This is a genomic window from Litchfieldia stipae (assembly GCF_014837155.1).
Lineage (GTDB): Bacteria > Bacillota > Bacilli > Bacillales > Bacillaceae_L > Litchfieldia.
Window position 1 is genome coordinate 65144 of record NZ_JACYHA010000020.1, and the last position, 12606, is coordinate 77749.

The following is a 12606-nucleotide window of genomic DNA, read 5'->3' on the forward strand; positions in this document are numbered from 1 at the left end:
CCTATAATTTATCAAAAAAACTCATCCCTTTTTAGAAGATGAGTTCGACATTCCTATGCAACATTAGATTGAGTAAAGTGATCCTTCAATCGACGATATTTTATAATTTGGAAAATATACCATAGACACACGATTAATGTTAAGGTAAATCCAACGATAGATGATAACTGGTAGCTTAAGCCTAATCCTTCAGGAGCATAGAAAATATACATACACACTACTCCTGTCATAAATAATGCCGGAACCCCACAAATCCAATGGAACCTATGGTTCTTCAATAAATACATTGTCCCTGCCCAAAGCATGACAGAGGCAACTACCTGGTTCGTCCAACCAACATATCTCCACAAAAACGTATAATCAATCGTTGCTAAGAATAGCGCCGGTAATGCAACCGGGATAGCTACAAGTAACACCTTAAATCTACTATCCATGTTAAAGATTTTTGCTAGAATATCGGTTAAAATCATTCTAGATGAACGAAGAGCTGTATCCCCTGTTGTGATTGGTAGAATAATTACTCCTAAGATGGCAAGGATTCCACCAATTGTCCCTAATAGAGAAGTAGAAATTTCATTCACTACTCCAGATGGTCCACCAGCTGCTAGCGCGTCCTGTAATCCTCCTGTCCCATTAAAGAATGTCATACCCGCTGCTGCCCAGATAAGAGCAATAACCCCTTCAATCACCATTGCACCGTAAAAAATCTTTCGTCCGTCTGTTTCCTTCTTCATCGTACAAGCCACAATTGGGCTTTGCGTACAGTGAAAACCAGAGATTGCACCACATGAAATAGTCACCATCAATAATGGCCAAATTGGTAACTCACCTGGATGAAGATTTTCAAACGTTAAGTTGGGCATCTGCTTCCCTGAAAAAAGTAATGATACTCCTATTGCAACTGCCATAATAAGCAAAATCCCGCCTAGCAGGGGATAAATTCTTCCGATAACACGATTAATTGGCAAGATTGTTGCTAATAAGAAATAAGAAAATATGATTAATAAAGCTGTCATAAAGCTTAATGGTGTTAATTGGGCTATCAATTGAGCTGGTCCAGCTGTGAAAGCTGCAGCAACTAATATCATTAAAACAAGTGAAACCACATTGATAAACACCTTCATGTGTTTCCCTAGGTAATGTCCAACAAGTGTCGGGAATTGTGCTCCCTTATGTCTAATTGACATCATCCCTGAGAAATAATCATGAACAGCTCCTGCAAAAATACAACCTATCACGATCCAAATAAATGCCACTGGTCCATATAAGGCTCCAGCTACCGCGCCATAAATAGGCCCAAGACCAGCAATATTTAATAATTGAATTAAGTTCCCTTTCCACCAACTCATTGGCACGAAGTCTAAATTATCTCTCTTTTCATAAGCTGGAGTAGGCGTCTTGTCATTGACGACAAACACTCGCTCTACAAATTTAGAATAAAATAAATAACCACATAGAAGTAATAACAATGATCCAAAAAACGTTAACATCTTTGTTCCCCCAGAAAATTTTAGAATATCACTCATAGTAACATGAATCCCAGGAAAGTAAATAGATTTTTCTGAAAAAATAAAAACTTTTTATTTTCTTTTTGTGAAATCTAGTACTTTAATGACATAGATCAGAAATCTCTCATTAGGGTTTTCCTTGTACAATCCAGGAAGCTGGACCTCCTGTTTCAGTTCAAAAGCCGTTTGATTCTCTAAGAAATATATATAATCATTTGATGGATAATATAGAACCAATTCAATCTCTCTCATTTCTTTTTCAAAAGACCGTAGGATATGATTGATGATTTTCATAAATATTTGCACAGAAAATGGATTAAAAAAATAAAAACGATTGTCAAAATCTGAAATCTCGTATTCTTCTGCAGGGCAACAAAGAAACTCAATTTTATCGTAATTCTTCCCATATCTCTTCAAATAATTCTTCCGATTCTGTATGGCGTCAAGGTAATAAGTCTCATTTAATTCAATTCCAACAACCGATGCCCTAAACATATAGTTTATAAAAAAATTCAGTCTCCCTTTCCCACAACCAAAGTCCACAACATGATCACCGCTCTTCATCTCATACTGATTAAACAAATGCTCCAATGCACTATAAGGTGTCGGCTCATAACGGTGATAATGAAGAGACTCATTAAACCCCTTCTGCTCACCAACCGTTTTAATATTAAGCAACTTATCATAATAATACTCTTTCATCACAAATCTCCCGTTCATCTAAAGGATGGAGCCGGTTCTCATTCTTCCATTTCTGAGTACCGAAACATAATTAATATCAACTGAAAATTAGTAAATTCACTTTATTAATATAACAATATCATTATACGAAACCTATTCGGGTGGTAACAGGACCATTGACTAATTGCCCAAAAATGAGTAAAATAATCATACAGTTATCAGAATAAACACTGTGCTAATAGAACTTAATAGACTCCAAAGGGGAGTAGCTTACAGTTACGTCGTCATTACGTGATTTAAACAATCACCGGCTTAGCTGGCAACTGATGTTGTTTGCGAGACCTTTGCCAAACTTGGTAAAGGGATAAGTATCGATAGATCAAACCTTTACCATATATCATGGTAAAGGTTTTTTTAGTGAAATTAAAGGAGGAGAACAAAAATCTAAAGCCCTAAACTCAATCATAGATTTTTACTCAAACAAAATTATCATCACAATTTGGAGGTCAATTACATGAAAAAATTATTAGCCGTATTTCTTACAGCAGCACTTGTCTTATCACCGGTTGGAAACATTGTTTTCCAGGATCACTCAACAACCGTTGAAGCAAAAGGGTACAAATCTGGGAAGAAAAGTTTTAATACAAATACAACCACAAACACGAACACAAACAATAATTCACTGTTCCAATCTAAGAAAACCGATACAAATTCTACAACAAAATCAACGACTTCAACCGCACAAAAAGGTGGATTGTTTTCTGGTGGATTAATGAAAGGACTAATGTTAGGTGGACTTGCTGGGTTATTATTTGGTGGTTTATTTGCTAACATGGGGATTCTCGGATCTATTCTAGGACTCATGATTAACGTTATTGCAATCGTTGTATTAATCGCCGTGATTCGTAAAATCTTTATATTCTTCAAGGATAAAAAGAAAAAAGAGGAAATGAATTCATGGAGAAGTTAATTATCCCCGAACAGGATATCATTAATTCAATTTGTGTCTACGTTTCTAGAAAAAAACAAGTGAAGCCTGAAGAAGTTGAAGTAGAGCTTATGTATGATGATGACTACGGTTTTTCTGCTGAAGCCTATGTCAATGATCTGAAACAAGTCTTAATTACAGCCAACATCATTGAGGCACTTCGACTTTGGCTAGAAGAGTACTTAAATAGAAACCCTTTTTCAGGCATAAATCTAGTACTTGATGATGAAGAAGGAATTATTGCCGAGATAAAATAATCGTTTTATATAAACATGAAAAAAAGCTAACACCTATTAACCTAGGTAGTTAGTTTTTTTCGTTTGATAACACGATTACTAGTATCCCTCCGTACCATAGACTACATTTGTCATTTAAGTCGAAAAAGTTTCTCCTATCCGCACTCATTTATCATAAAAAGGGTATAATTATAGAGCATACATATTGGTTTATTTCACCTTTTATACTGGAGTTGTTATCACTTGAATTCAAAAAAATCATTATCTATTTTATTTGCTGTTATGTTCTTAGTCATGGTTGGATTTGGGATTATTATCCCTGTCATGCCTTTCTATGCTGAACAAATTGGTGCTTCACCTACTCAATTAGGTCTATTAATGGCTGTCTATTCATTGATGCAGCTTATCTTTGCACCGATGTGGGGGAGAATTTCTGACCGAGTTGGCCGCAAGCCAATCATCATGGTGGGTATTTTTGGACTAGCTCTTTCCTTTTTCCTTATGGGAATATCTACAGAGCTTTGGATGCTGTTTGCTGCTAGAATTATCGGTGGGTTCTTTTCTTCTGCTAACATGCCAACAGTGATGGCCTATGTAGCTGACGTTACAAGTGAAGAAAATCGCGGAAAAGGAATGGGAATCATTGGTGCATCGGTAGGTTTAGGATTTATTTTTGGTCCTGCAATTGGTGGTATCTTCTCACAAGGGAACTTGAATACACCTTTCTTCCTAGCAGGAGCCTCTTCACTACTTACCTTTTTTCTAGTGATGTTTGTATTAAAAGAGTCATTAACTGACCAGCAGCGTCAAGCTCAGTCTCAAAGAAGAACCCCTTTACTAAAGGCGTTCAATGGTCCAATGTCGATCTTATTTATCCTACAATTATTCGTTTCTCTTTCATTAGCAGGATTAGAAGCAACGTTTGCCTATTTCGCCTATGAAAAAGCACAATTAGAATCCGTTGAGTTAGGATATATATTTATGATTATGGGCTTTGCTGGGGCCATGGTACAAGGTGGGTTAGTTGGAAGACTTACTAAGAAATTTGGAGAAGGCAGAGTGATTCAACTTGGAATCGTGATATCCATGATTGGTTTCACATTCATTCTCTTCATTGACAGCTTTACTACAGCTGCCATCTACTTAACCATATTCGGGATCGGTAATGGATTTATTCGTCCAAGCATATCTTCCCTCCTTACAAAGAAATCCACTGCTGGACATGGAAGTACAACTGGACTTTTATCGTCCTTTGACTCACTAGGTAGAATTATCGGTCCACCATTAGGAGGGTTCCTCTTTACACTAACGATTGGTTTACCGTATATCACAGGTATTATTTTATCTGTAATTGCACTTATTCTATACAGAATCTATCATCAACTTGTCAAACAATCACAGCTAGTAACCTCATAAAAAAAATGCCCCGAAGTGCATCTGCACTCGGGGCATTTTTTTCGACAATATTCGGGTGGTGACAGGCACCACTAAGCAGCCACTTTAGTTGTTTCCTCTGCTTGCTTTGCTCGTTTAATGAAGAACGAAAGAACAAGTGCTACTGCTGCAATTAAGGAGGCAACAAAGAATGCATCATTAATTCCTTTTAACATTGCTTGCATCCCAATCTGATTAGTTAGCTCTGCAAGTGCTGCTTCAGTTGGTTGCTCTGTCAGGCTTCCCATCACTTTTTCACCAATTTCTACAGCATGTGTTTCAGTTCGATTTGACATAAGTGTCACTAACAACGCTGTTCCAATCGCACCTGATACTTGGTTTAATGTATTATTCATCGCCGTACCATGTGGGTAGAATCTCGTTGGTAATTGATTTAATCCATTTGTTGATACTGGCATCATCACCATCGACATCCCTAACATACGTACAGAATTTAAAATCACTAAGTGAGTATAAGTAGTATCCTGAGTTAATTGGCTAAAGAAATAAGTTGTAACTGTTGTTATTAGTAATCCAGTGACTGCTAAGCTACGTCCTCCAAATTTATCAAACAATCTTCCTGTAATTGGCGACATCACTGCCATCAATAATGCTCCTGGAAGCATCATTAATCCAGCATCCATCGGAGAAATTCCACGAATCGTTTGAACATAGATTGGGATCAGTAACATCCCTGAAAACAGGGCCATATTTAACACAATTGTAATTGCTGATGACAGTGCAAACATTGGATATTTAAACACTTCAAAATTAAGCATAGGTCTTTCAAGCTTTGATTGTCGGTAAATAAATGTTACTAATGAAACGATACCGATAATAATTGTTCCATACACGAATGGACTGCCCCAACCTTTACTTCCTGCTGAACTAAACCCATAAAGTAATCCACCAAAACCTACACTTGATAATGTAAGTGATAACAGATCCAATTTGATATCCACTTTTTCCTTTTTATCTTTAAGAAGAAAGAAACCGATTAGTAAGACAACAACAGCAATCGGTGTTACAAAGTGGAACAGCATTCTCCAATCATAATGCTCAACAATCCAACCTGATAAAGTTGGTCCAATTGCTGGAGCAGCCATTAAGATTAAACCAAAGATTCCCATAGCCGCTCCCCTTTTTTCGATTGGGAAGCTAACTAACATAACATTCATTAATAGAGGCATCATAATCGCAGAACCTGAAGCCTGAATCATACGACCAGCTAATAATACAGGGAAGACATGAGCCACACCCGCAAGAATCGTACCGAGTGTAAAAAGACCCATTGCTACTAAAAATAAGCGTCGCACTGAATATTTTTGAATTAAAAACGCTGTTGCCGGAATCAGAATTCCGTTCACAAGCATAAATCCAGTTGTTAACCATTGAACGGTTGAAGGCTCAACTTTTAAGTCTGTCATTATAGAAGGTAAAGCAATATTTAATAATGTATTATTTAAAAATGCGATAAATGCACCAATCATCAATACAGCAAGAATTCCATATTGAGGACGGGCATTGGGTTTAATTGATTGTTCCATCCATTTTTCCTCCTGTACATTAAGTTCATTTTTTGTACCACTGTTCTATCCAGAAACTAATATTATACCAACGGTTCAATTTTGGCAATAAAATTATTCTTGTTATTTACTGGGTTTGTACAACCAATAGAAATAAGGTACTATTAAATTTATACAGGCAGTCTAAAAGAATAGAAGGTGATATCATGAACGATCGGAAACAGCATGTCATCCAAAAAGCACATCAATTATTTGTTGAAAAAGGATTTCAATCTACATCCATTCAGGATATTTTGGATTATAGTGGAATTGCAAAAGGCACTTTTTATAATTATTTTTCCTCTAAAAATGAATTATTAATTGAACTATTCAAATCGATCAATGCAGAGGTTGAAGCAGGAAGGAAAAAATTATTAATCGGGCAGGACCCCTCAGATATTGAAATTTTCATCCAACAGATTGAATTGCAAATGAAGATTAATAAAAAGAATAAATTACTTACTCTTTTTGAGGAAGTCATGGTTTCAAATGATGAGGACCTTAAAGGTTTACTTAAAAAAGGACAATTGAAATTACTACACTGGGTATACGAACGATTTCAAGATATCTTTGATGAAGGAAAAAAACCTTACCTATTAGATAGTACAATCATGTTTTTAGGTATTTTGCATCATAATATGAAATATTATCTGATGTTAAATCAATCGAATGCCACCGCTGACATCAAACAGGTTGTTCGATATAGTGTTGATCGAATTCTCCACATTGTTAAAGAGCTCGAAGCATCAAATCAAAAATTATTTGAACCTGAGCTCCTACAACACTTATTTCCTGAAGAAAACAGACAAAAGCAAGATCTTCAGATAGAGCTGACTAGAATTGTTCCTATCTTAAAAAAAGAAGCTGCTACAACATCAGAAAAGGAGAAACACTTCGAACTGCTCGATTTTATACACGAAGAACTACTCCACTCAAAAAAACACCGCATGTTTTTAATCGAGGGTGCCCTGTTAACACTTAAAAAAGACACCCTATCAAAAGTATGGTTAAAGCATATCAAAGAACTTGAGGAACTCATTAAACAATTAAAGCGCTAAGGATGCTATCCTAAGCGCTTTTTCATATGAATTATACCTCTTTAATATCAAAAGAAATCACTCTATTTGAGTTAATATCATAAATGACATTTCCCTGAACTGTCATTTGATGTTGATCTCGACTGATCACAAATTCATATGTTTGCCTTGCTTGATTAGGTGCAACCTCTGATCGGCCTACAAATTTATAATCAGTGACATTATATCCAGGATACGCCGCTTGAGTTACCGCTAATAAATACTTCCCCCACTCTTCAAGCTCCACCTCAGGTGAAGGAACAATCTCAATATTAATTACACCTAGACTAGGGTTTGCCCCAAGTGCACGGAAAGCATTTCGGTGCAGATTGATTCTATTTGGTGGAAAACCAGGAACTCGATCAACAACCTCCACAAGGATTTCCTTCGGATTTGCAGAAGACACATTTCTTATTTTCAGTGTCTGGCCACAACGATATGGCGTATTTGTGCCGACTGCAGCCGTCATATATTCATTATGAGACCAAGGAATACCACATTGAGTCACAGTTCCTCCCTCAGTCCATGTAGCTTGCCCACTAATCGGTTGCTGACGATACAGATTTGTTGGATAGCTTCTTGTATCATAGTATGGATAAGGCTGATAAGTGTAATACTGCTGTCCATTCTGATAATAGGAATAATAATTCATTCATCTCTCTCCAGTCTAATTAGAAAATTATTTTATACCTTATGGTAAGTAAGGTTGACCGGTGACACGAATCTACTGAATATCAGCCTAATTTCCACATTATGAAACCACACCTACCTTCTTCTTTCTTGCTTCCTCTTGCTTCCTGCCAAGCTCTGGATGTGCATTTCTTATAACAGAAGGTCTCGCAAGTAGTAACACGACACCAATCAAAATGGTGGAAGAACAAATCAAAATCCATTGTGCTGGTAAAACATCATAGAGAAAACCATATAGCACCATCCCTATTGGCATCAAGGCCATTGAACTTGTTTCAAGAATTGAGAACACCCGTCCTTTATATTCATCGTCTATCTGTTTTTGAAACATGACTTGGATTGGAGTATTAACGATAATAACCATTGCACCAAAGCTGAACATGATAACAAGGTAATAAGCAAATATCGTCCAATAGCTCATCTGGATTAACAGTGGCAGCGCCATCGCCCCCATGATCAATCCCATCATGATGATACCTCTTTTTGAAACTAATAATGGAAACTTTACTTCTTTTCTTATAGAAAAGTAAATTGACATCAATAGCATCCCAATCGCAAATGCGCCCTGAGTTGTTCCAAAATGCTCAGACGCCATTTTCAACTTCTCAATTAAAATGTAGGAATAACCTACCTCAAATGCACCAAATAAGAAATTAATAAGAAATGAAATGAACATAATCGTTAATAGGATTGGCTGTAATTTCAGATAAGCAATTCCTGCCCCCATGCTTTGCCACATGGATTCCTTCTTGCTCTCTTCTGCCATTTGTTTTGGAGTTGCATATAATTTGAAATTCATTGTTGCTTCGAGAATTATTGCAATACTAGAAGCAATCATATAAATCACCAAGAATACTGGCATTGAGACTGTACCATATAATAGACCTCCTAAGGCTGGACTACCGATTGAGGCAAATGAAATGGACATTTGGTTCAAAGACATCGCCCTTTGAATCCGAGCTTTATCAACAAGGCCAGTAATAGATGAGCTAAACGTTACTCCCGAAAACGTTGAAGTCAGTGACAATATACAAGTAGTCGCATAAATCGTCACTAGCGAAAGACCAGATGTAACTGTAATTACAAGGAGCCCTCCAATTGCTAGAGTTGTCGCTATTTGTGCTAAAATAACTATCTTTTTTCTAGAGTACTTATCCGCCAAATACCCTACAAATGGTGCAGCAACTGCTCGCGGTAAGATATTACATACAAGATTTGTCGCAAAGCTAGTTGCTGAGCCAGTTAGCTGTAGAATATAAAAACTAATCGCAAATGCATATACCTGGGCACCAAACGTTGAAATTAATTTACTCATTGTAAAAGTATACAAATGGTATGTTGCTTTTTTAAGCTTCGATTGCTCATCCATTCCAAACACCTCATCTGATAAAAAGTTTAATTTAATTAAACAAATCATATCATGTCAAAACTTTCCTTTCAAGAAGAAGTTTAATATAATTAAACTATTCATCAACAAGGAGTGTGCCCATTTACTATGCTAGGCGAACGAATTAGAAAAATACGCAAACAAAAAAAGATGACACTAGAGGCACTCGCAGGTACTGAACTGACAAAAGGAATGCTCAGTCTCATTGAAAATAACAAATCAAAGCCTTCGATCGAAAGCTTAACTTATATTGCGGAACAGCTCGGGGTTGAAGTAAGCGACCTATTAGAGGAAGTGAGTAGTCATGAATTACGTGAGATTTTAGACCAATCCGAAAAACTATTTAATACAAAAACAGCAGATTATCCTAATAAATACAAAGAATTAATTACTCTAATTCAGCCTTACCTCGACAAATTGATACAAGGCTATGAAGCTGCCCGATTACTCCAAATCTATAGTGGCAGTCTGTATTTTGAAAAAAGAGATGGTTGGAAAGTACCTGCCCAGCATGCCGCCAAATTATATGATCAAATGAACATTACATCAAAACGGGTTGAAATTACTTATTTAAGAGTTATGGAACACTTTGTAAAACACCATTATATTGATGCATTAAATATATTCTTGAAGGAACGAGAGGAAATTGAAACAAACCATACCTATATAGACCCTATGTCTCAGCTTGATCTCGATTACCATGAAGCAATTTTACATTTCTCAGTAGGTGACTCAGCGTCAGCCACGCGGGTTATGGAGAATGCAATTACCTTCTCACAAAAGAGTCGAATATACTATTTAATTGATGATCTCTACCGACTGGCTGCTGCACATGCGATGTTAACTGATAATCATGAAATGAAAGCACTCTATTCGAAGAAGCTAAAGCAATACGGAGAATTTGCTGAGGATAGGCAATCAATCATCTTCTGTGAACTATTAACCATACTAGCGATGAACACCGTAGATCATAATCACCATGAAGCTCTCGAGCGAATTGAACGACAATTGGCTGATCCAACCTCAGTAGAGTCTCATGGTGCATGGTTCACTCTCGAAAAAGGAAAAACCCTATACTACCTTGGTCAGTATGAAGAATCCATTGAATGGATCAATAAAGTAGTAATACCTTCTACGGTTCATCACCCATATGATTTTTCAATCTTTTACGTCATGGATTCTTACAAGGCACTTTCCTACCTTGAACTCGGGAATTTAAGCAAAGCTCTTTACTCAGCTGAATTAGCTGTTACTAATTTCGACCCACTTCCCCCTTCTACCTTTAAAGAGTTTAGCTTGAAAACCTATAAAAAAATACTTTTAGAAAACTCTAAAAAATAAAAGGGATTTTCCTTCGTATGACGAAATATTAGTAGTAACTTACGAAGGAGGTTTTTTTATGACTCATCAAATCGAAGGGTTACGTAATTTCACAAGTCAAATCATGGATGAATCGATTGAAAAGCTAAAAGCATACTTACGCTTCCCTACTGTTTCCGCTCAACACAAAGCAATTCCAGAAACAGTGGCTTATGTGGTTGGTATGATTGAAGAGCTTGGTGGTACTACTCAGGTCTTGGATGACCTAGGTGGAAATCCTGTTGTATATGGTCATTTTGCCGCAGGTGAAAATGGGGATGCTGAAAAGACATTGCTTTTCTATAATCATTATGATGTTCAACCTCCTGAACCCTTGGAAGAATGGCAAACAGAACCATTTGAGCCGACAGTAATTGACGGTCATCTCTATGCTCGTGGCGCTTCAGATAATAAAGGAGATTTAGTCGCACGTCTTACAGCCATTAAAGTGCTGCAAGAAACAGAAGGTGGCTTACCTTGTAATATTAAATTTATGATTGAAGGTGAAGAGGAAATTGGTAGCCCAAACCTACCACCTTATCTTGAGCAATATAAAGACTTATTCAAAGCAGATGCTTGTATTTGGGAATTCGGTGGCAAGGATGAAAAGGAACGCGTAACCATGGTCGCTGGAATTAAAGGAATGGCTTACTTAGAGCTCAACTGTGTTGGGGCAGACATCGATATGCACTCCTCAGTTGGAGCGTACATTGATAACGCCGCTTGGAGACTTGTTCAAGCACTAAGCTCTATGAAAAATAAGCAAAATGAAATTTTAGTAGAAGGCTTCTATGATGGGATTACCCCTCCGACAGAAAGTGAGATCGAAGCTGTAAATAACCTACCTTTCAGTGAAGAAGCTGTCGCTAATTTATATGGATTAAAGCGTCCCTTAATTACCGCGGAAAAAGGTAAGGATCCGCGCGTTGCCATGGTCTTTGAACCAACAATGACCATTTGTGGCATTGATAGTGGCTATTCAGGACCTGGTGCAAAAACAGTTCTTCCAAAGAAAGCGAGTGCAAAAGTAGATTGTCGCTTAGTTCCTGGGCAAGATCCAGACCATATTTTAGCTTGCATCCAAAGGCATTTACTTGCTCACGGATTTGATGATGTAGAGGTTAGCATGATCAATGGCCAAAAAGCTTACCGCTCTGATTATAGTCATCCGTTTGTCCATCTCGTTCAAGAAACCGCAAAAGAAGTCTATCAATCTGAAGTCGTGCTTGCCCCTAACTCAGCAGGTACTGGTCCGATGTATATCTTCGGTAAGCATCTCAAGCTACCAGTCGTTAGTACTGGTGTAGGCTGGGTTGGATCAAAAGCACATGCTCCGAATGAATCGATTCGTCTGAAGGATTTCGAACAAGGTGTTGTGCATATGGCCTATATGATCGCCAAATTACCTAAAGCTTTGAGTGTAACAGTATAAGAAAAAGTACTTCATTTTTTTTGATAAGTAGTTCCGATAAGGTGGAGAAAATCCAAAATCAATGGTTAAATAACATACGAATTAGCAAAACACATAACACTGTAAATTGCACACAAAAAAGCTTGAGGAAATTCAAGCTTTTTTTCACATTAAAGTGGAATGTTGCATTAATGCTCCTATTTGTTGAAGGGGGCAAATCAATTTTTGCTAAAGAACGTCCCTGACTTATTAAATAAAATGTCTTGTCCTT

The 12606-nt window shown here is 37.1% G+C and carries 11 protein-coding genes; 6 read left to right on the forward strand and 5 right to left on the reverse strand.

Going from position 1 to position 12606, the window contains the following annotated elements:
* Positions 1-53 precede the first annotated feature (53 nt).
* Together F7888_RS18395 and F7888_RS18400 are read right to left on the reverse strand one after the other, a co-directional pair.
* Complete coding sequence (locus F7888_RS18395; protein ID WP_191782053.1) at positions 54-1490, reverse strand: carbon starvation CstA family protein; 1437 nt, start codon at positions 1488-1490, stop codon at positions 54-56.
* Positions 1491-1580: 90 nt separating this feature from the next.
* Complete coding sequence (locus tag F7888_RS18400; protein ID WP_191782055.1) at positions 1581-2210, reverse strand: SAM-dependent methyltransferase; 630 nt, start codon at positions 2208-2210, stop codon at positions 1581-1583.
* A gap of 493 nt (positions 2211-2703) precedes the next feature.
* Between F7888_RS18400 and F7888_RS18405 the strand changes: the two genes are divergently transcribed.
* The 3 genes from F7888_RS18405 to F7888_RS18415 all read left to right on the forward strand — a co-directional run bounded on the left by F7888_RS18405 (position 2704) and on the right by F7888_RS18415 (position 4829).
* Complete coding sequence (locus tag F7888_RS18405; protein WP_191782056.1) at positions 2704-3159, forward strand: hypothetical protein; 456 nt, start codon at positions 2704-2706, stop codon at positions 3157-3159.
* A complete protein-coding gene (locus tag F7888_RS18410) occupies positions 3147-3434 on the forward strand; it encodes a YxcD family protein (RefSeq protein ID WP_191782058.1) in 288 nt (95 codons plus the stop codon). Before F7888_RS18405 ends, F7888_RS18410 begins: the two co-directional genes overlap by 13 nt.
* A gap of 222 nt (positions 3435-3656) precedes the next feature.
* Positions 3657-4829, forward strand: coding sequence for an MFS transporter (locus F7888_RS18415; protein ID WP_191782060.1), 1173 nt, complete (start codon positions 3657-3659; stop codon positions 4827-4829).
* Between the two features lie 71 nt (positions 4830-4900).
* Here the strand turns inward: F7888_RS18415 and F7888_RS18420 are convergent, their stop codons facing one another.
* Complete coding sequence (locus tag F7888_RS18420; RefSeq protein ID WP_191782062.1) at positions 4901-6394, reverse strand: DHA2 family efflux MFS transporter permease subunit; 1494 nt, start codon at positions 6392-6394, stop codon at positions 4901-4903.
* A 185-nt stretch (positions 6395-6579) separates the two neighbouring features.
* Between F7888_RS18420 and F7888_RS18425 the strand changes: the two genes are divergently transcribed.
* Positions 6580-7470, forward strand: a complete 891-nt coding sequence (locus F7888_RS18425; protein WP_191782064.1) for a TetR/AcrR family transcriptional regulator — start codon at positions 6580-6582, stop codon at positions 7468-7470.
* A 31-nt stretch (positions 7471-7501) separates the two neighbouring features.
* Here F7888_RS18425 and F7888_RS18430 read toward each other — a convergent pair whose 3' ends face one another.
* Positions 7502-8140 (reverse strand): DUF3889 domain-containing protein, encoded by a 639-nt coding sequence (locus F7888_RS18430; protein WP_191782066.1) that lies wholly within the window; start codon positions 8138-8140, stop codon positions 7502-7504.
* 99 nt (positions 8141-8239) lie between these two features.
* The gene (locus F7888_RS18435; protein ID WP_191782068.1) at positions 8240-9547 is read right to left on the reverse strand and encodes an MFS transporter; all 1308 of its coding nucleotides are present in this window, start codon (positions 9545-9547) and stop codon (positions 8240-8242) included.
* A 126-nt stretch (positions 9548-9673) separates the two neighbouring features.
* On the opposite strand from F7888_RS18435, the gene F7888_RS18440 reads away from it, so the two are divergent.
* Together F7888_RS18440 and F7888_RS18445 are read left to right on the forward strand one after the other, a co-directional pair.
* Entirely contained in the window at positions 9674-10906 is a 1233-nt protein-coding gene (locus F7888_RS18440) for a helix-turn-helix domain-containing protein (RefSeq protein ID WP_191782070.1), read from the forward strand.
* Between the two features lie 58 nt (positions 10907-10964).
* On the forward strand, positions 10965-12356 hold the full coding sequence (locus F7888_RS18445) for a M20/M25/M40 family metallo-hydrolase (RefSeq protein WP_191782072.1): 1392 nt from the start codon (positions 10965-10967) through the stop codon (positions 12354-12356).
* Positions 12357-12606: the final 250 nt, after the last annotated feature.

Bases quoted from the DNA above. Each gene is read 5' to 3' on its own strand.
- F7888_RS18445 (WP_191782072.1), top strand. From the start codon at position 10,965: ATGACTCATCAAATCGAAGGGTTACGTAATTTCACAAGTCAAATCATG.
- F7888_RS18420 (WP_191782062.1), bottom strand. From the start codon at position 6,394: ATGGAACAATCAATTAAACCCAATGCCCGTCCTCAATATGGAATTCTT.
- F7888_RS18400 (WP_191782055.1), bottom strand. From the start codon at position 2,210: ATGAAAGAGTATTATTATGATAAGTTGCTTAATATTAAAACGGTTGGT.
- F7888_RS18430 (WP_191782066.1), bottom strand. From the start codon at position 8,140: ATGAATTATTATTCCTATTATCAGAATGGACAGCAGTATTACACTTAT.
- F7888_RS18405 (WP_191782056.1), top strand. From the start codon at position 2,704: ATGAAAAAATTATTAGCCGTATTTCTTACAGCAGCACTTGTCTTATCA.
- F7888_RS18395 (WP_191782053.1), bottom strand. From the start codon at position 1,490: ATGTTAACGTTTTTTGGATCATTGTTATTACTTCTATGTGGTTATTTA.
- F7888_RS18435 (WP_191782068.1), bottom strand. From the start codon at position 9,547: ATGGATGAGCAATCGAAGCTTAAAAAAGCAACATACCATTTGTATACT.
- F7888_RS18440 (WP_191782070.1), top strand. From the start codon at position 9,674: ATGCTAGGCGAACGAATTAGAAAAATACGCAAACAAAAAAAGATGACA.
- F7888_RS18410 (WP_191782058.1), top strand. From the start codon at position 3,147: ATGGAGAAGTTAATTATCCCCGAACAGGATATCATTAATTCAATTTGT.
- F7888_RS18425 (WP_191782064.1), top strand. From the start codon at position 6,580: ATGAACGATCGGAAACAGCATGTCATCCAAAAAGCACATCAATTATTT.